Raw genomic sequence first — 17,171 nt, forward strand, 5'->3', positions numbered from 1 at the left:
CGCTACTTCAGCGAGCACTCCATGAAGCTCCTCAACACCACCGAGAAGGAGGTCGCGATCCCCGAACTCGCTGCAGCATAATCACAGAAGCTGATCTCGCACGGTGTTGAGAAACTCCACCACTCAGCGGGACGTCACCCCGAGGGGCTCTGAGGGCCAAGAATTCGTGCCACGTTTCTGCCACCAATCGAACCAAGCTGACCTGATCGAAGCGGATGCCAGCGACGTCAGATTCCGCGGAATCATGCGGATTGGGTCCGTCTCGATTGCCATCGGCGCGATTTCAAATCCCTCCGTCTCCGCCACGAAACCCCCGGCCTGTCGGGGGTTTTCCTGTTGTGTCGGCGTTTTCTCGGCGGCTCACCGCGGCGCGTCCTCTTTGAGCTCCCTCAGCGCCTCCTCGGCCCGGGCCAGACGCTCGGTCTCGGGGGAGTCCCACCAGTACGGGCCGCGCTCGCCGAGGCCGCGCTTGGCGATGCCGACGCGGCGTCGGGCCTCGGCGATCGCGTCCTCGTCGTGAGTGCGCTTGCCCGATGCCACGGCCGAGCGCGCCCGCCCGAGGTGGGATTTCAGGGCCTCGACGATCTCCGCCGGCAGGGCCGGGTCGGTGCGGCGCCACCGTCGCCCGTCGATGACGAGCCAGCGCTCGTCCTCCTCGCGGTTCCGATCAGTCACGGAGAGCGGGAGTGTCGCGCGGGTACTCGCCGCCGGCGAGCTTCACCAGGTGGGCGTGCGCGTACTCGCAGACGAGTGCGTGCCGGTAGACCATCTGAGGTACGTCGACGTTGGAGTCCATCCACAGGCTCAGCGCACCCTGCTTCCACGCGCGGAACGTGTCATCCCCCGTGATCGTGGTGAGGATCTCGAGGAACGAATCGTCGAACCGCATCGAGTGCACCGCGCGGCGGTACTCCTCGACGGTGAGCGCCATCGAGAACGGGATGTTCATGAAGCAGAGGGCGGTCTGGATGTCGAGACGGATGATCCGGCGGATGCCGCGTTCCGCGTCCAGCGGCGGGATGTCGAGTTGCGTGAAGTCCAGCTCCTCGCGTTCGGTCACCCGCACCTTGTCGAGCGCGATGAGCACGTCGTAGACGTTGACGTCGTGCTCGACGACCGCCTGGTCGCCGAGGCCCGACAGGGCGGTCGGGCGGAGGGTGACGGGTTCAATGTCTGCAGGAGAGTTGCGGATGATGAAGTTGACGAGGTTCGTCTCGATGACGAAGTGCCGGATCAGCAGATCGACGGCGCTGGGGGAGACGAAGTGCCGCAGAAACCACACGCACAGCGCATCCATGACGTGAAGTGGCATCCATCGGAAGGGCAGCACCCGCTTGATGACCGAGACGACCGCGACCACAACTCGCGAGAACACCCGCGCGATCGGGTACAGCCAGCGCCGGGAGAGCCGCCGCTGATCGTTGATGATCTGCCGCACGACGGAGCGGTCGAGCGGCACCGAGGGGTCGGCGTAGATCGCCTCCCACATGCTCGGGTCGGACGTCACGAACTCCCGCATGACCGGCAGCGGCGGGCGTTTCGCCGCCATCTCAGCGGTCCAGCTCTTCCAATTGGAGGGCGTAGAGCCGCGCGACGACCTGCGCGCACCGGACGATCTCGTCTGCGTCGTCGTCGCTGATCATGTCCGACGTGAGGATCGCCTCCAAGTCGCCGGTGTGGTTGCCGTCGGCGACCTCGTGGTATCGCATGAAGTGCACCTGGCTGTCGGCGAGACCCAGCACCTCTTGGAACCGCGCCGCCCATCCCGCTGCCCGCTGCGCGCCGAGGCCCTCGATGATGTACATCGCGCCGAGCAGTCCGACGGGGTTCGGTCGGTCGGCGTACGTGAACATGTACCCCGAGAGCGCTTCGGAACCGAGGTTCTTCCGTCCCGCGCGCAGCTCGTCGAGCGACCCGCCGACGGCGACGTAGTCGCGCTCCAGCATGAGGTAGTCGCGGTGCTCCTCCTGCGCGTGCTTGATCGCGGCGGTGCGCAGCTCGAAGTGCTCGATGTCGAAATTGGATGCCGCGCGGGAGATCCACGGCGACCCGTCGACGACCTGTTGGCGCAGGTTGAACAGCAGGCGCTGGTAGTCGTGCAGGGTCACGGTGCCCTCGTCGAGTCGCCGGAGGATCGGCACCTCGGCGAGGCGGTCCTCGAGCTCGATCCAGACGTCGGCGAGACGCTCGCCCAGGGAGGTGGCGGTGTCGGTTGCGGTGTCCGTGGTCATGACGGGGCTCCGTTCTGGGGTGGGGCGACGACGGTGAGGTGGGCGAAGGCGAAGGAGAACCGGCCCGATTCGGGGACGGCGAGCAGGATTGTGTCGCCGACCGAGAACCGGCCGGTGCGCCACGCCTCCTCGAGGGCGATGAAGATGCTGGCCGAGCCGGTGTTGCCGCAGGTCTCGAGGTTCGAGAACCAGCGGTCGGTGTCAAGCGTCGGCACGCGTTTGCGGAGCCCGTCGAAGGCACGATCGCGGAACGCGTTGGTGCTGTAGTGGCAGATGACGTGGTCGAGGTGCCCGACGTCGACGAGGCCGATGTCGACGAGTTCCTCGAACTGCTTCAGTCCGCAGTCGGCCAGGTCGTCGAGCACGCTGACGTCTTGACGCAGCAGGAACATGCCGGCCGCCGCGGCATCCGTCGCCGGCACGTCCTGCCACGTCGATCCGACGACCGGGTCGAGGCCGTCCATGCCCCCCGCATGCAGACGTCGTGCTCGTGCGCGAGCGAGACGTGGCGCACCCAGTCGACTCGCAGCGACGGACGCGAGGGGTGCGGCTGGAACTCCACGACCACGGCGCCGGCGCCGTCGGAGAGCATCCAGCGCAGGAAGTGGGAGTCCATCCCGGCGCGGATGCCGTCGTAGCGGCGCTGCCGAAGGCTTCGGCTGGCGACCTCCGAACCCACGACGGCGACGCGGGGGTGGTCACCGAGCTTGACTTTGCTGACCGCCGCGTCGAGGGCAAGCGAGGCTCGATGCGCAGACGCCCGATGCGGAGAGCAGCTGCATCGGACCGCCGCCGAGTCGCCCGTGCACCATCGAGGCGAAGCCGGGGACGAGCACGTCGCCGATCGTGGTGGCGCACGCCAGCATGCGCAGCTCGTCGGCGCGGATGCCGCGATCGTCGAGCGCGGCGCGCAGCGCCTTCACGGCGAGCTCCTCGTTCAGCTCGGTCGGTTCGCCTTGCTCATCGAGGGCGTAGTGACGCTGCCGGATGCCGTTGGCGTCGAGGACCCGCTGGCGGATGCGCGCAGTGACCTTGTCCTCCCCGCCGAGCCTCGCGACGATGCCGTCGTTGTCGACCGGGTCGCCCGGGAGGTACCGCCCGAAGCCGGTGAGATACGCCGATGCCGTGGTGCCCATGGCGTTGACCCTAGGGCACTCGTATGGCGGAGCGACGGCCTCATCCCCAGACGCGCCGACGGTGTCCCCCGTCTGGCGGACACGGTTTCCTGGGAGGTGCCGACGAGGTGACCGGCTCGAGAATCCGCGGTCGGCGACCGCGTCTTCCTGATGCGTTCAGGTGACGCGGGGTACGCCCGGTAGTGGACAGAGCTCGCCTCGCGAGCGCAGGATGCCACGAACACGGCATCCTGCAGGTGGGCGAATTGCGGCGTCGGGGCGTGGCGGCGATGCGTGAGGAGCCCGGTCCTCTTCTTGACGTCATTCGTATGCGAAGTCATGTCGAGCCGCTCACAGTGTCCCCCATTCGACCTACTGCGCCGCGGCTCGTGCCCGGGCATAGTGGGGGAATGAACAGCATCGCGCAGGCACCTTCGGCATCCGTCGGATCGCCGCACGGGCAGAAGGGGATTCGCTTCGGCCGGCGCGAGATCGTGAAGCACAACGCATTCACCTGGCTCGGCATGTTCGCCATCGCGCTGGTGCTCGCGGTGATCTTCGCGATCCCGGCTCCCCACCCCGACGGGATCCTCAGCCACGGCGACCAGGTCTTCGTGGCGGTCATCTTCCTTCTGGGCGCCGCTCTCATCGGTTTCATCGCGATCTGGGTGTTCACGCCGCTCGCATGGCTCCTCGGTAAGGCGCTGCGGCGCGTAGCCAGCCCGGTCGTGCACGTCGTGTGCTTCGGGGTTCTCGCGGGTCTGGTGGTTCTCGTCTTCTCGCTCCTCGATCGAGGTCAGCCTCCGCTACTCGGCGAGGTATCCCTCGAGAATCCCGTCATGCTCGTCGTGCTGCCGGCCAGTGTCGCGGCGTGCGCGTTCGGCCGCGCGATGGCCTTCCGTTCGCGGCGCAAGCAGATCCAGAAGGCAGCCGCCGTTACCGTCCCGGCCGACGGACCCACCCCAGCGTGACGAGCACTCCGCTCAGGCGGAATGCTGCACAATGCCACGGGTCGGCGGCACCGCTGCTCGGGGCGCCGAACCCCGTTCCACTGTGAGGATCTCCCGCTCCGGCATACTGAGGACGTGCCGCTGGGGCGCGAGCCGGGAGACCGGGGAAAGCAGGGTCACCATGGACATCGCCGGCAAGGTCTTCATCGTCACCGGAGCGGGCAACGGTATCGCGCGTGAGGTCACACTCCAGCTCCTGGCCGGTGGCGCGCGCGTCGCGGGCGTCGACCTCAGCGCAGAGGGACTCGCCGAAACCGGCCGGCTCGCCGGCGCAGGAGAGCGGTACTCCTCCCACGCCGTCGATATCACCGACCGTGATGCCGTCGCCGCACTGCCGGACGCCGTGATCGCCGCCCACGGGCAGATCGACGGCCTCGTCAACATCGCCGGCGTGATCCAGAAGTTCGTGAAGATCGCCGACCTCGACTTCTCCGATATGGAGAAGGTCATGAACGTGAACTTCTGGGGTGTCATCAACACCGTGAAGGCCTTCCTCCCGCACCTCACCGCGCGGCCGGAGGCTTCGCTCGTCAACGTCTCCAGCATGGGCGCCTACGCGCCGGTTCCCGGTCAAGCGGTGTACGGGGCTTCGAAGGCTGCCGTCACGCTTCTCACCGAGGCCCTCTACGCCGAACTGATGGGCACAGGCGTCGCCGTCTCAACCGTCTTCCCGGGCGCGATCGGCACGAACATCGCCGCGAACTCGGGCGTTTCGGTGGGGGACGCCACCGCGGAGAAATCCAGCTTCAAGACGACCCCGCCCGGCAAGGCGGCCGAGGTCATCGTCGAGACGATCGTGAAGGGTCGCTTCCGCGCGACCATCGGCTCGGATGCCGCGACGATGGACCGTCTTTCGCGTCTCAACAAGAAGATGGCGACGGAGCTGATCGCCAAGCAGATGGGCGGCCTCCTCGGCTGAGGTACCGCCCCGGGGTGATCTGCTCGCGCCGCGACACGCAGGGCGCAGGCGCAATGACGGCGGCGCCGGGCGACACGGTTTGCGTCGCCCCGGGCTGTCCGCGAGGGTGGAGGCATGGCCGCCCGCATCCCGAACGCGCTCCGCTCCGTCGCCGACTCCCGCAGTGTCCCGAACCTCGTGGTGACGGCCGCCGCGACCGCGGCGCTCACGCTCGTCGACCCGGCGACCCTTCGGCCGGGCGCACGGTTCGCGTACCGCGCCGCGAATGCGGCGCTCGCCGGCTTCACGACGTGGACGAGCCTGCGACGGGCCGACTGGCCGCTCGGCGCTCTCCCGATGCGCGCCGGGGTGACCGCCGGTGCTGTCGGGGCTACTTTCGGCGTCGCCGAGGTGGGCGAGGCACTCGATGCGCGCCTCCAGTCGGCCCTGCTGCGCGGGGGCGTCACCCGTCCGCGTGTGCTGCTGGCAGCCGCCGGCGTCGGCCTCCTTGCGCTCGGATGGTGGGGTGACCGGCACCTGGCCGCCTCCGACGACACGACCGCGGAAGCCGAGGAGTTCACCGAGCCGGAGAGCGTCGAGGTTCCCGAGCCCGTCCGCGGACTCGTCTCCGCCCTCCTCGGCCGCACGGAGCACTTCGGGGCACCGGAACTGCGCGCCCAGCTCGACGCCGCCCGCGCGAACCTGTTCGAGGGTCCTGATGGCCCCGACGGGTTCGCAGCGGGCATCGGCTTCGAGGTGCCCGAGGACCTGCCCCTGGCCGTCCCGGCCGACGCGAACTTCCCCGTCGTCGCTCGCTACCGCCCGCTCGACGGTCGCACGTTCGAGGTCTACCTCACCGTCATGGCCGGGCGGCTGTCGTCCCTCGCGATCAGCGAGGGGCGCGATTGGACCGACGCCGAGCAGCAGGAGTGGTTCGAGGCCGGGCGCGGAGCGCACGAGCTGGCCGGGTGGCCGAGCCTGGACGAGATCGAGTGGTGCATCGAGACCAGCACGGGGCTGCGCCCGCTCGACTGACGGTCGGATGCTGCGAGGCGGCGCCGTGCCGCCGCGGGGCCGGGCTCAGCGCCGCGCCGATCAAGACCGCGCACAGCTTCGGACTGCCACAGGCCTCGTGAGCGGCGGTCAGCGCGACGGTCGGGGTGCTCGCGGTCGCGGTCGGGCAGCCGGCATTCGACCGGAAACGCACGCTGAAGCCCCGCCTCCCGCAGGACGTGGTGCTGCACGAGGAACGGTACCGGCCGGCCGATCCCGACGCGATCCGTGCCTACTCCGACCGGATGGACGCGTTCTACGAGGACCTCGGCCGCCCGCAGGCGCCCTGGATCCAGACGCAGATCGCCCGAGTCCGGGACCTCGCGGGTCTGCACGGGCGCGAGCGCATGGGGTGCTCATCGGCGGCTCCTCGGTCGGGCGGTCACCCTGAGCCTAGGGGAGGGCAAAGGTAAGGCCCCGGCGATAAGCCCGATCGCCGGGGCCTGTTCATAAGCGTGGGAGAGGATCGGTGACCCGAACACCTTTCGTCTCGACCGTGCCGCCTACTTACCTTGCAGAAACCACCGTAGGGTCCCTCGCAATCCGACGGCGAGGCATTGACGGGCCGCACGCGATCTGGTAACCGATCCCGAGTTCATCGTGACGGGATACCGCCGCGACCCGGCTGAGGCGGGTGGAATCCGAGATGTCAAGCCCCTCTGCCGCGCGTACGCGCTGACGGAGGGTGGCATTCGACGGCGTCGTCGGCGCCGACCCCGCCGCGGGAGCGCGGCGACCGCACCACCGGAGGTTCCCATGCCTGTCGACTCTGCACACCGACTGAGGCTGCAACCGATCGGCGAAGACGCGTGGCGGTTGTGCGACGGGTCCGTCGATGAGTGCGACGCGGCAGTCGTGCTCGCCTACATCGAGCGCCGCGACGGCCGCTTTGAGGTGACCTGGGTCCGCGCGGGAGCCGGAACCCGTCGCTTCGAATCGATGGATGACGTGCTCGATGCAGCGGCCGCTCACCTCCAGTCGATGGTCTCGCGCAGCCGCAAGCCACGACCGATCGCCGCGCGCCCGCCGCTCGCCCCTATCTGAACGCCTCGATGGCACAGTGCGGATACCCGCCGCTTCTCCGGCTGTCAAGGACGTGGCCGATGGCGGGCGGAGCGCTGACGCTGGGATGTGAGCAGCCCGCTGCACGACACCGCCCACGAACGACCCGCGGAGGAGGCGACGATGACGCGCATCGACATCTCTTACGGCGGTCAGTGGTACAGCATCGGGAACCGTTCGCTTGAAGAAGTCCACGAGGAGATCCGGGCCGGAGCGCTCTCCGGGCACCATTGGCTCGAGGTCAACGACGGTGAGGGAAACCCCCGTCCCGCATTTCTCTCCATCACCCCCGGCGTTCCCATCGCGGTGATACCGATCCCCGATGCCGACCTCGGCGGGCCCGACAGCCTGCTCGCGCTCGACATGGACGAGCAGGACGAGGACACCGAGATGACCGGTCCGGTCTGGACCGGCCCCTCGATCCACACCGATCGGCCGTCGCGCTGACGCCTAACGGGGCGCCACCCTGCGGTCAAGACCCTGTGCTCCCGCGGCGTCGCGGGTGAGAGTGAACGCATGAGCGAAGACACCACGCAGGACGGTCCGGCCATGACGCAGCACCCCGCGGGCGTCGATGACAAAGTCGAGGGCATCATCGTGCAGACCAGAGCCGACCTCGCCGAGAACCGCGAGATCGACGCGCGCGCTGTCCTCGTCGAGCGACTCGCCCAGGCGGGTCTTTCCCTGTCCGACGCCGAGGTCGACGCGGCCGCATCCCGGCTCTGACCCACCCCGGCGGGGCTCGTCCCCTCAGGCGATCGAGATGCCCTGCACCGACCGGACTGCTCCGGATGCCGCGGGCACGAGGTCTTCGCGAAGGTAGCGGGCGTACCCGTCGGGTGCCCGACCGTGTGCACGGCCGCTCGTGCTGACCCACGCGGCATCCGAGGCCACCACCCGAGCCCCCGACGCCGCCACCCGTTCCATGAGCTGCACGTCCTCGTGCGCCTCGACGCAGGGGAAGCCGCCGGCACGGGAGAGGACATCCGCGCGGATGCCGAGATTGGCGCCGTGCACGTGGCCGTTCGCGACGCCGGGGGTGTGGGTGGCCCACCACGCTTCGCGCTGGTCTTCGGTGAGGTCACTGAAATCGGGACGCACCGTGCCGACGACGGCGTCCGCCCCCGAGCGTGCCATCGCGAGCTGATGGGTCAGCCAGTGCGGCGGCACGGTGGAATCCGCGTCTGTGTGCGCCGTCCAGATGCGCCGAGGGGGTGTCGGCTGCAGGAGCGCCAGCGCAGCGTCGACACCAGCGGATCGGGCAGCTCCTACTCGGCGCGCCTGCAGCTCGACGACCGTGACGCCCGCGGCGCGCGCGACCTCGGCGGAGGCGTCGGTGCAGGCGTCGAGCGCGACCACCACCTCGACCCTGCCCACCACGGCGCGCGCGGCGAGAGCGGCTATCTCCAGCGCTGCCAGGCAGCCCGGGAGCAGCTCGACCTCGTCGTGCGCGGGGACGACGACGGCGACCGCGTCGAATCGCCGGCTCATGTGAGTCCCTCCGCGGCGGCGACGGAGGGCACGCCGTAGGGCGTCCAGACCTCGAGGATGAAATCCTCCTCCACGTGGCGTGCGAGCCGCTGAAGCCCACGTCGCGCGATCGCGCGGTGCACGGCCTCGGCATCCAGCGATGCGTCGGGGATCCGTCGCCGCCAGTGGCACGCGACCAGCACCCCGTCCGAGGCGAGGGAGCCCGTGATCCGCTCGAGCGCGAGTGACAGGTCGCCAGGGCTCCAGTAGTAGCCGAGCTCCGACAGCACGATGAGGTCCCACTCACCGTCCGGCCATTCCTGCGGAAGTGTGCGCTGCTCGAAGACGGCGCCCGGCACCCGTTCCGCCGCGCGCCGGAGAGCGGTTTCGGAAGCATCGACCCCGACGATCTCGTCGGAGCGCTGGGCCAGCTCCGCGGTGAGGGTGCCGGTCGCGCAGCCCAGCTCGAGGGTGCGCGTGAATCGGCGGCGGGGGAGCGCCGACAGCAGGATCGAGCGCTTGCGCTCCTCGTACCAGCGGGTCTCGAACCCCCACGGGTCGTCGTGGGTGCGGAAGAATTCCTCGAACCTACCGATGTCGACGGGAGCCGCCGGGACTGGTTCGCCGGCGTCCACGAAGACCTCCCGGTCCCGCTGGAAGTGGGCGAGCATCCGCTCGTGGAGAACGGGGTCGCCGTCGTCGGTGCGGTACTGCGACGCGTGCTCGGACAGCGCGGCCGCCTTCGCCGACGCCGCGCGCGGCGTGAGGGCCAGCTCGACCCACGGCCCGGGATCGGGGGAGTCGGGGTCACCCCAATGCCAATACCAGATCGGGTAGCCGATCACGCGAGCTCCGCGCGCGACGGTGCGGACGGTCTCGCCGAGCACGCGGTGATCGCGGTGGCCGTCGCCCCACCAGGTGACCGCGACGAGGGTGTCATCGGGGTCGAAGGCTGCGAACTCGGCCGTGAGCATCGACGCGAGACGGCGGGTGTTCTCGCGCAGTCCTCCGTCGGGCAGCCCGAGGTGGCGGATGTGGGCGCGCGGCGCCACGCGGTACAGCGCCGCCGTCAGCTCTTGGCGGCGCAGCAGTGCGAGCCCACGCTGCTCGGGGGATGCCGCTTCGCCGTCGGTCGCGACGATGACCGTCACATCGTGGCCGGCGGCCGCCGCGGTGGCGATCAGACCGCCCGCGCCGAGGGTCTCATCGTCGGGGTGGGCGGCGACGACGACCAGGTGGGTGCGGTCGAGGACGAGCGGCTCGGTGCCGAGGTCGACGGCCTGCCAGGCCGCTTCGGGAGTGCCCGGGTCGCGGTGGTCGAAGGCGACGCTCATGCGCGCACCGCCAACGAGCCGAGCCGGGCGAGGTCGCGTTCGGCGTGGTCTTGGCGCAGGTAGATGCGCAGATCGGCGACGCGTTTCGCGTGCGCCTCGTCGGCGGTCAGCGGGGCGGGCCCCAGCGCCCGGTCGGCGAGGGTCAGGATCTCCTCGGCCGCACGCGCGACGACGGCTCGGGTGCGGGCCGCGAAGAGTTTCCCCTCCTCGCCGGAGACGCCCCGGTCGACCGCGCCCGCGGCGTGCGTGAGGGCCAACCGGGCGGTCCAGTCCGCGGCATCCGCCCGTCCCGCGTACATCCGAGCGAGCTGGTCGGCGCGTTCGGATCGGGCGGCATCGGTGACCGCGTGCACGAGGGGTCGCACGCCGCCCCACCAGATCGCGGCCACCCCCATCCCGCCCCAGCTGAAGCCGGCGCGGGCGAGGTACCAGCCGTCGTCGCCGATCGGGACGGCGGGGGTCCGGGTGAAGTCGACGGGTGCGCTCACCACGCGCGAGAGGCCGCGGGAATGCCACGGTCCGGGGTGAGCGGAGACGGTGTCGGAGCGGAGGGGAACGGCGAACAGTCGTCGCGTGGTCTCGCTCGTCCAGGCCGTCACGAGGGCGTGGCTCGCCTCGGTCGCAAGGGAGCACCAGGGCTTCGTTCCCGTGAGCGACCACCCGCCGGGCCCCTCTTCGGCGAGAAGCCGGGCCCCCGGTCCTTCCGCGGCGTACACCCCCCACGTCGAGGTGGGATCCGTCCCGAGTCGAGAGGAGAGCGCCGCGAGGTCGATCCCGTCGGCCTGGGCCTGGGCGAGGATTGCGATCGCATCGAGATGCGGTTCGACCATCCGTGCCACCTCGACGTCCGCCGCCGCGATGTGCGCGAGCGTCGACCAGAGATATCCGGTGTGGCCGGAGCCCGGAAGTGGGAGGTCCGAGCTGAGCTGTGACGCCCAGCGGAGGACAGCCGCAGGCTCGTCGGGATGGGGCACCTCATGCTCCGCCGCCGAGGGCTCGAGCAAGGGTTCAAATGGGTGCGGCATGGATCCTCCGCGGCTACTCTGCCGACCCGTGCGGCATCGCCGCGAGGGCTTGACGGCGCGGATGCCGCGGGGTAGCCGGGTCGGGCTATCACCGGGCCAGGTCCGGCGCAACCCCGATGCCCCCGGCGGGGCATGGTCCTAACGTTTCGGGTGAACGCATTCCTGCGACAGAAGGGACTCCCCGTGGCGACCACGACGCAGAAGAAGACCGCCGCCGCTCCGAAGAACAACCGCCGCGCCACCGGCGCCCGGCTGACCGAGGAGCAGAACGCGGAGCGCGGGTTCACCGCCTCGCAGACACTGAGCGACAACCTCCAGAAGGTCCTCGTCGACCTGCTCGAGTTGGCGTCGCAGGGCAAGCAGGCCCACTGGAACGTCGTCGGCAAGAACTTCCGTGATACACACGTGCAGCTCGACGAGATCATCGATGCGGCGCGCAACTTCAGCGACACCATCGCGGAGCGCATGCGCGCCCTCCACGCCGTCCCCGACGGGCGAAGCGACACCGTCGCCGAGCAGACCACCCTCCCCGAGTTCCCTCACGGCGAGGTGCTCACCACGGACGTGATCGATCTGGTCACCGAGCGGCTCGAGGCTGCGATCGAAACGTGCCGCACCGTGCACGACGAGGTCGACGAGGAAGACCCCACCAGCGCCGATATCCTCCACAGCGTGCTCGAGACCCTCGAGCAGTACGCCTGGATGGTCAGCGCCGAGAACCGTACCCCCAAGTGAGTTCGAGGTGGGCAAGTTCATCTACCAAGGCGTCCTGAAGGTCGACTTCGACGACCGCGAACTCGCCCACCTCCAACTGGTGATTTCGAACAAGCTGGCGCGAGGAGAGTCCTTTCACTTCACCTGGAAGGACTCTCCCGCGATCGGCGACGGCCGCACCAGCGTGTGGCTGCACCCCCGCTGCACCCTGGTCTTCAAGTTCTACGGCGCACGCCGCCCCGATCTGAACCGGGCCTGGATCGAGGCGCTCGCGGCATCCGCCAACACGACGGCCGGTCTGACGCTGGTTCCCGAACCCACAGCCGATCCGGTCGTCAGCGGAGCGGGAGAGGTGGCACCCCTGTGAAACGTGTCGACATCCACTACGGCGGCGAGCTCTACAGCGTCGGCGACACCTCGTACGAGGACCTCGTGGCTCAGGTGAGCGCCGCACTCGTCGCCGGGCACGGCTGGATCAACGTGAACGACGGCGAGGGTGCGCCACGACCGGCGCACCTGCTGATCTCGCCCGGTGTCCAGATCGCGCTGGTCCCGATCCCGGACGATCCCGATGAGGGAATCGTCACGGGGAGCTGACCGCGTCGCCCGTCTTCTCGAACAGCGCGGGGTCGAGCTGCACGCCTCCCGACGAGTTGGCGGATGCCGCGAGCTCCTCGATCCACTGTCGGTTGAGCTCCGGCGGTTCCGGATCGTCGAAGACGAACCGCAGCGGGATGGACGGGTGCAACCAGATGGTCGTCCGTCCCCCCGGGAGGTCGTCGGGGTGCTGCCAGGACACGGTGAAGCTCTCCGAACGACGGAGCTTCGTCGAGATCACGATCTTCAGGTGAGCGAGTGCTCGGTCATCGATCCGAATGGGCATCGCCGAGCCGCCGTAGTAAATGAGGCCCATGTCCCCACCATAATGGGAGAGCGTCGCGGCCGGTCCGGGGCGCAGAGAGGATTCCGGTGGGAAAGTTCATCTACGAGGATTCCATCAAGGTCGATTTCGAAGATCGCACGCTCGCGCACCTGCAGCAGGTGATCGGCAACAAGCTGCGCCGTGGAGAGTCGTTCCACTTCACCTGGCGCGACGACAAGAGCATCGGCGAGGGGCGCACATCGGTGTGGCTGCACCCGCACGCATCGCTCGTCTTCAAGTATTACGGCTCGCGTCAGTCGCGCATCAACCGCGCGTGGTCGGAAGCGCTCATGTACACCGCCAACTCCCCGGCGGGTCTGCACCTCGTCCCCGAGCCCGCCGACGTCGGCGACGCCGAACCCGTCTGACGCCCGCTTCCGCACCCACCGCAACCTGCCGCACACAGAGAAGTGCCGCAGTACGCGGATCTGGGGGCTGCGTACTGCGGCACTGTCGCCGACGTCGGGGGATCGCCGGCGTCGAGGCTGGGGGAAGCCTCAACCGAGTGGGGGACTCGGGGCCTGTGGGATCACACCAGAAGGGGCGCGGTCCCGAAGGTTTCGGTGAACTCGGCGGCGAGGGCGTCTTCGTAGGCGTCCGCTTCGTCGAGCAGGTCTATCTCGCTCATGCCGCCGCCCGGGCGCGCTTGGCCGCGGGAGCCGCCGCGGGGCGAGCCGCGGAGATCTCCGGGATGTCGATGTCAGCGTCGAGCACGAGGCCGCCGTTCGAGGTGGCCTGGTCTGCCATCTCGCGCAGCGTCGCGGGGTTCAGCGCCATCGGCTCGGCCTGGTCGTAGACGAAGCGCAGCGGAATGGCCGGCTGCAGCCACAGGGTGGTGCGTCCGGTGCCGTCGGCTTCCGTGCCCTTCCACGAGACGACGAAGCTCTCGCTGCGGCGCAGCTTGGTGGTGGCGACGGCGGCCAGGTGTGCGAGGACCCGGTCAGGCATGTCGATCGGCTCTGCGACGTTTCCGTAGTAAAGGCTTCCCATGACGTTCCTCCTGGTGTGTGCGGTCGTGCGTGGCGTTTCGGTTTCAGATGGAGGCCGGCTGCGCCGTGGACCGGCGCGGGCGGCGGGAGAGGATGTCGATGAGTCCGCCGCGCCACCATTCCCGGGGGGTGGGAACGAGCGCCACGCCCAATTGGGCGAAGGGGGCGCTGATCGGCTGGGGGGTGGCTGCGGGGGTCATCTCATCTCCTAAATCACTAGCTAAGTAATACGTCTAGTGGTTTTCACATCTCTTGTCTATCATTGATTCCAACAAACCACGTAACTTTCACAGAACCGGACAGTAAAATAGGTGATGTCGATGACGATGCTCGGATCAGACCCCGTCCTCCGAGGTGACGCCCCCACAGCGGGAAGCGCCATCTGGACCGAGGTGGAGAAGGGCTTCTGGGTCGGCAACACCCCTGGTCGGTTCCTCGGGACTGTGGAACGTGGCCCCGAAGGATTCATTGCCCGTGATGACTCCGGCGTCGGGGTAGGTACTTATTCATCGTTGGCAGAGGCTCGGGCCGCGGTGGGTGATCTGAGAAGCGAGCCGAGGAGTTGACATGCCTCAGTCCATCGTTCGTCACGAACACATTCATCTGTACGCCGCTGAGCCGCAGACCGAGGCCGGTCGCGAGCTGAGCAAGGCGATCCTGGAGCTCCGTCACGCCGAGCAGGTGCAGGCGGAGCGCTCGCAGCGCATCTCCGGCCTGGGCGGCATCGACTTGTCCGCTCTCCGTTACCTCGTCCAGGCGAAGCGGGAGGACCGGGAGGTCAGCCCCAAGGACCTCATCGTGATGCTCGGCACCTCCAGTGCCACGGTCACGAACGTCATCGAGCGCCTGGTCGGCAAAGGGTACGTCATCCGCCAGCAGCACCCGACCGACCGTCGGGCGCATCTTCTGTTGCCGACAGAGTCCGCGGCGGCTCTCGTCGACGAGGTGTACGGCGGCCACCACGGTGCCGTCGTCTCGGTGATCGATGACCTCAACGAAGACGAGGTCGTCATCGCCACGCAGGTGATCCGCCGCATCGCCGTCACGCTCGACGAGCTCGCGCGGCGTTCCTGACCCGTCCCCACACTTCACGCACGATGCCCGAATCCCCGAGGGGTGCGGGCATCGTCGCGTCTGCTGCGCCTGTCAGATCGCGCTGTGGTCGCCCAGTCGGTGCCAGGTGCGGTTGTGGTAGACCAGCGCCTCGCCGGAGCCGTCCCGCTCGATGGAGGACTGCAGGGCGTGAGCGGCGACGACGGTCGAGCCACCGGCATCCATTCGCTCGATCACCGCGCAGCGGACCCACGCTCGCACCCCGTGGTAAACGGGCTCGCCGGTGACGAGCCGAGACCAGTGGTGATCGGCGAACCGATCGATCCCGCTGGTGGCGCCGGTCTGGGCCAGCGAGAGGTCATCGGCGTCGAGTAGGTGCACGACGATCGTCTCGGCGCGGGAGAGCGTCTCGGATGCCGAGGACTGCGACGAGATCGAGAAGATGAGCAGCGGCGGCTCGGCGCTCACCGACGACACGGAGGTCGCCGTCAGCGCGACGGGGCCTTCGCCGGCGTCGGCGGTGATGACCGCGACGCCGCCAGGGTGACCCCGGAACAGCGCCTTGAACTCGTCGGCGCTGAGCGAGGCGTCGAAGGACCGTTCCGCGCTCGGTGCGGAGGGTGCCGATCGTTCGGGGCGTGCGGTGGATGCCATGCATCGAATGTACGCACGCCCCGAGCCGCCGAGGGTCGATGTGACCGAGATGGTCGGTCTGTTTCGCCTCGTGACGCGCCCTCCGAGTCAGGCGGGCTGGAGCGCACCCTGCAGGTCGCGGAGGTGGGCGCCCTCGCGGAGCAGGGGAACGAGCTCCTCGCCCCATTCGATGACGTCGCCGAGGGGATCGAACCCGCGGATGAGGAACTTCGTCACGCCGAGGTCGTAGTACTTCAGGAGCGCCTCGGCGACCTGGGCCGGCGTTCCCACCGGGGCGGTGGAGTTGCCGCCCGGGCCGGCGAGCTTGGTCATCCCGAGCCACAGCCGCTCATCGTGCACGTCCGCGGTCCGCGCGTGCTGCTGGAGCAGGTCGGCGGAGACGGCGGTCTTCTCCTGCCGGGCGGGGGTGGCGAAGCTGAGGGTGTTGCCGGTGCGCTGCTGGTCGATCAGGGCGGCGGCCTCGTCGTGGATGCGCGCGGCCTTCGCCCACGCCTCCTCCTCGGTCGCGGCGATGATCGGGCGGGTCGACAGGCTGAACTCGATCTTCCTTCCCCCCACCGCCTCGCGGATGCGCTGGATGTGCTCGGCGACGGCGGCGAGGGGCTCCCCGAACAGCATGTAGACGTCCGCCTGCGCGGCGCCGACCTCGACGGCGCCCTCCGACAGTCCGCCGAAGTAGATGGGGATGCCGTCGTCGGTCGCCGGCTTCACGGCCGAGAACGCGCCCTCGTGACGGTAGAACTCACCGTCGTGGTCGAAGGGGGCGTCCTCGGTGAGGGTGCGCCGCAGCACCTCGATGAACTCGCCGGTGCGCCGATACCGGTCGGCCTTCTCCGACCAGTCGCCGTCTCGGTGCTGATCGGCTTCGCTGCCGCCGGTGATGTGGTGGATCGCGACGCGGCCGCCACCCGTGAGGTGATCGAGGGTCGCGAGCTTGCGGGCGACCACCGTCGGCGAGACGAAGCCCGGTCGGTGGGCGATGAGCACCTTGAGCCGCTCGGTCTGATGGAGTGCTGCGGCCGCGACGGCGAACCCGTCGGGAGCACTCGCGCTGTACCCGATGAGGACGCGGTCGAAACCGGCATCCTCGTGGGCTCGGGAGAAGTCGCGGACGTAGCCGGCGTCGACGAGGGGACCGTCGATCGCCCGTGACTCCGAACCGGGCGTCGTGGCGATCATTCCGAGGATCTCGATGGGCATGGCGACCTTCTTTCAGATGTGGGGACGGGCGGTTCAGGCGGGGACGAGATCACGGAGCGCGGCGCGTTCTGCGGCGGACGGGGCGTCGACGCCGATGAGCGGCACCGACGAGATGAGGAGGCGGGTGTACGGATGCCGCGGCCTCTTCACGACGTCGCGGGTGAGGCCGTCTTCGACGATGCGCCCGCGGTAGAGCACGACCAGACGGTCGCTGAGGGCGGCGAGTGATCCGATGTCGTGCGAGATGACGAGCATCCCGAGCGCGTCGCGGCGGTCGTCTCGGAGGGTCATCAGCGAGCGGATGACGTGGTCGCGGCTGGCCGCGTCGAGCGCGCTGACCGGCTCGTCCAGCACCAGCAGGCGCGGTTCGACGGCGAGGGCGCGGGCGATCGCGGCGCGCTGGCGCTGCCCGCCGGACAGCTCGGCGGGCCGGCGCAGATC

26 protein-coding genes are annotated in these 17,171 nt (G+C 69.3%); 12 read left to right on the top strand and 14 right to left on the bottom strand.

The window, feature by feature from the left end:
* Positions 1 to 360: 360 nt before the first annotated feature.
* The 5 genes from ACHFGS_RS05260 to ACHFGS_RS05280 all read right to left on the bottom strand — a co-directional run bounded on the left by ACHFGS_RS05260 (position 361) and on the right by ACHFGS_RS05280 (position 3,367).
* The gene (locus ACHFGS_RS05260) at positions 361 to 675 is read right to left on the bottom strand and encodes a biopolymer transporter Tol (RefSeq protein WP_394279499.1); all 315 of its coding nucleotides are present in this window, start codon (positions 673 to 675) and stop codon (positions 361 to 363) included.
* A complete protein-coding gene (locus ACHFGS_RS05265; RefSeq protein ID WP_394279500.1) occupies positions 668 to 1,549 on the bottom strand; it encodes a DUF6999 family protein in 882 nt (293 codons plus the stop codon). Before ACHFGS_RS05265 ends, ACHFGS_RS05260 begins: the two co-directional genes overlap by 8 nt.
* A 1-nt stretch (position 1,550) precedes the next feature.
* Positions 1,551 to 2,231: an iron-containing redox enzyme family protein gene (locus ACHFGS_RS05270; protein WP_394279501.1), complete on the bottom strand. Its 681-nt coding sequence runs from the start codon at positions 2,229 to 2,231 to the stop codon at positions 1,551 to 1,553.
* Positions 2,228 to 2,695 carry a 3-oxoacyl-[acyl-carrier-protein] synthase III C-terminal domain-containing protein gene (locus ACHFGS_RS05275; RefSeq protein ID WP_394279502.1) on the bottom strand — a complete coding sequence of 156 codons (468 nt, stop codon included), beginning with the start codon at positions 2,693 to 2,695 and terminating at the stop codon, positions 2,228 to 2,230. The genes ACHFGS_RS05270 and ACHFGS_RS05275 overlap by 4 nt, the downstream gene beginning before the upstream one ends.
* A gap of 234 nt (positions 2,696 to 2,929) precedes the next feature.
* Positions 2,930 to 3,367: a hypothetical protein gene (locus tag ACHFGS_RS05280; RefSeq protein ID WP_394279503.1), complete on the bottom strand. Its 438-nt coding sequence runs from the start codon at positions 3,365 to 3,367 to the stop codon at positions 2,930 to 2,932.
* A gap of 389 nt (positions 3,368 to 3,756) precedes the next feature.
* Between ACHFGS_RS05280 and ACHFGS_RS05285 the strand changes: the two genes are divergently transcribed.
* From ACHFGS_RS05285 to ACHFGS_RS05315, 7 genes are all read left to right on the top strand, one after another.
* Positions 3,757 to 4,317, top strand: a complete 561-nt coding sequence (locus tag ACHFGS_RS05285; protein ID WP_394279504.1) for a hypothetical protein — start codon at positions 3,757 to 3,759, stop codon at positions 4,315 to 4,317.
* Between the two features lie 160 nt (positions 4,318 to 4,477).
* A complete protein-coding gene (locus ACHFGS_RS05290; RefSeq protein ID WP_394279505.1) occupies positions 4,478 to 5,275 on the top strand; it encodes an SDR family NAD(P)-dependent oxidoreductase in 798 nt (265 codons plus the stop codon).
* 114 nt (positions 5,276 to 5,389) lie between these two features.
* The gene (locus ACHFGS_RS05295) at positions 5,390 to 6,289 is read left to right on the top strand and encodes a hypothetical protein (RefSeq protein ID WP_394279506.1); all 900 of its coding nucleotides are present in this window, start codon (positions 5,390 to 5,392) and stop codon (positions 6,287 to 6,289) included.
* A 125-nt stretch (positions 6,290 to 6,414) separates the two neighbouring features.
* A complete protein-coding gene (locus tag ACHFGS_RS05300) occupies positions 6,415 to 6,720 on the top strand; it encodes a hypothetical protein (protein ID WP_394279507.1) in 306 nt (101 codons plus the stop codon).
* A 442-nt stretch (positions 6,721 to 7,162) separates the two neighbouring features.
* Complete coding sequence (locus ACHFGS_RS05305) at positions 7,163 to 7,351, top strand: hypothetical protein (protein ID WP_394289250.1); 189 nt, start codon at positions 7,163 to 7,165, stop codon at positions 7,349 to 7,351.
* A gap of 141 nt (positions 7,352 to 7,492) precedes the next feature.
* The gene (locus ACHFGS_RS05310; RefSeq protein WP_394279509.1) at positions 7,493 to 7,816 is read left to right on the top strand and encodes a hypothetical protein; all 324 of its coding nucleotides are present in this window, start codon (positions 7,493 to 7,495) and stop codon (positions 7,814 to 7,816) included.
* Between the two features lie 69 nt (positions 7,817 to 7,885).
* Entirely contained in the window at positions 7,886 to 8,095 is a 210-nt protein-coding gene (locus ACHFGS_RS05315; protein ID WP_394279510.1) for a hypothetical protein, read from the top strand.
* A gap of 24 nt (positions 8,096 to 8,119) precedes the next feature.
* Here the strand turns inward: ACHFGS_RS05315 and ACHFGS_RS05320 are convergent, their stop codons facing one another.
* From ACHFGS_RS05320 to ACHFGS_RS05330, 3 genes are read right to left on the bottom strand one after another with little or no spacing between them, the layout of a single operon-like run.
* Positions 8,120 to 8,860 (bottom strand): glycosyltransferase, encoded by a 741-nt coding sequence (locus tag ACHFGS_RS05320; RefSeq protein ID WP_394279511.1) that lies wholly within the window; start codon positions 8,858 to 8,860, stop codon positions 8,120 to 8,122.
* Positions 8,857 to 10,173 (bottom strand): PIG-L family deacetylase, encoded by a 1,317-nt coding sequence (locus ACHFGS_RS05325; RefSeq protein WP_394279512.1) that lies wholly within the window; start codon positions 10,171 to 10,173, stop codon positions 8,857 to 8,859. Before ACHFGS_RS05325 ends, ACHFGS_RS05320 begins: the two co-directional genes overlap by 4 nt.
* Positions 10,170 to 11,147 (bottom strand): acyl-CoA dehydrogenase, encoded by a 978-nt coding sequence (locus ACHFGS_RS05330; RefSeq protein WP_394279513.1) that lies wholly within the window; start codon positions 11,145 to 11,147, stop codon positions 10,170 to 10,172. Before ACHFGS_RS05330 ends, ACHFGS_RS05325 begins: the two co-directional genes overlap by 4 nt.
* A gap of 234 nt (positions 11,148 to 11,381) precedes the next feature.
* On the opposite strand from ACHFGS_RS05330, the gene ACHFGS_RS05335 reads away from it, so the two are divergent.
* The 3 genes from ACHFGS_RS05335 to ACHFGS_RS05345 are packed head-to-tail and all read left to right on the top strand — an operon-like array spanning position 11,382 to position 12,509.
* Positions 11,382 to 11,933: a Dps family protein gene (locus ACHFGS_RS05335; protein WP_394279523.1), complete on the top strand. Its 552-nt coding sequence runs from the start codon at positions 11,382 to 11,384 to the stop codon at positions 11,931 to 11,933.
* A gap of 7 nt (positions 11,934 to 11,940) precedes the next feature.
* The gene (locus tag ACHFGS_RS05340; RefSeq protein ID WP_394279514.1) at positions 11,941 to 12,279 is read left to right on the top strand and encodes an ATP-dependent DNA ligase; all 339 of its coding nucleotides are present in this window, start codon (positions 11,941 to 11,943) and stop codon (positions 12,277 to 12,279) included.
* Complete coding sequence (locus ACHFGS_RS05345; protein WP_394279515.1) at positions 12,276 to 12,509, top strand: hypothetical protein; 234 nt, start codon at positions 12,276 to 12,278, stop codon at positions 12,507 to 12,509. The genes ACHFGS_RS05340 and ACHFGS_RS05345 overlap by 4 nt, the downstream gene beginning before the upstream one ends.
* Here ACHFGS_RS05345 and ACHFGS_RS05350 read toward each other — a convergent pair.
* The gene (locus ACHFGS_RS05350; RefSeq protein ID WP_394279516.1) at positions 12,496 to 12,825 is read right to left on the bottom strand and encodes a hypothetical protein; all 330 of its coding nucleotides are present in this window, start codon (positions 12,823 to 12,825) and stop codon (positions 12,496 to 12,498) included. The genes ACHFGS_RS05345 and ACHFGS_RS05350 overlap by 14 nt on opposite strands.
* A gap of 56 nt (positions 12,826 to 12,881) precedes the next feature.
* Between ACHFGS_RS05350 and ACHFGS_RS05355 the strand changes: the two genes are divergently transcribed.
* On the top strand, positions 12,882 to 13,202 hold the full coding sequence (locus ACHFGS_RS05355; RefSeq protein ID WP_394279517.1) for an ATP-dependent DNA ligase: 321 nt from the start codon (positions 12,882 to 12,884) through the stop codon (positions 13,200 to 13,202).
* Positions 13,203 to 13,458: 256 nt separating this feature from the next.
* Here ACHFGS_RS05355 and ACHFGS_RS05360 read toward each other — a convergent pair whose 3' ends face one another.
* Positions 13,459 to 13,824, bottom strand: coding sequence for a hypothetical protein (locus tag ACHFGS_RS05360; RefSeq protein ID WP_394279518.1), 366 nt, complete (start codon positions 13,822 to 13,824; stop codon positions 13,459 to 13,461).
* Between the two features lie 43 nt (positions 13,825 to 13,867).
* On the bottom strand, positions 13,868 to 14,023 hold the full coding sequence (locus tag ACHFGS_RS05365) for a hypothetical protein (RefSeq protein ID WP_394279519.1): 156 nt from the start codon (positions 14,021 to 14,023) through the stop codon (positions 13,868 to 13,870).
* A gap of 367 nt (positions 14,024 to 14,390) precedes the next feature.
* Between ACHFGS_RS05365 and ACHFGS_RS05370 the strand changes: the two genes are divergently transcribed.
* Positions 14,391 to 14,897, top strand: coding sequence for a MarR family winged helix-turn-helix transcriptional regulator (locus tag ACHFGS_RS05370; RefSeq protein WP_394279520.1), 507 nt, complete (start codon positions 14,391 to 14,393; stop codon positions 14,895 to 14,897).
* Between the two features lie 72 nt (positions 14,898 to 14,969).
* On the opposite strand, the gene ACHFGS_RS05375 is transcribed toward ACHFGS_RS05370, so the two are convergent.
* From ACHFGS_RS05375 to ACHFGS_RS05385, 3 genes are all read right to left on the bottom strand, one after another.
* On the bottom strand, positions 14,970 to 15,530 hold the full coding sequence (locus tag ACHFGS_RS05375) for a flavin reductase family protein (protein WP_394279521.1): 561 nt from the start codon (positions 15,528 to 15,530) through the stop codon (positions 14,970 to 14,972).
* 87 nt (positions 15,531 to 15,617) lie between these two features.
* Complete coding sequence (locus ACHFGS_RS05380) at positions 15,618 to 16,730, bottom strand: LLM class flavin-dependent oxidoreductase (protein WP_394279522.1); 1,113 nt, start codon at positions 16,728 to 16,730, stop codon at positions 15,618 to 15,620.
* A 33-nt stretch (positions 16,731 to 16,763) separates the two neighbouring features.
* Positions 16,764 to 17,171 (bottom strand): ATP-binding cassette domain-containing protein (locus tag ACHFGS_RS05385; RefSeq protein WP_394289251.1); only part of this gene is annotated, 408 nt, incomplete at its 5' end.

This window comes from Microbacterium sp. (assembly GCF_043427715.1).
Classification (GTDB): domain Bacteria; phylum Actinomycetota; class Actinomycetes; order Actinomycetales; family Microbacteriaceae; genus Microbacterium.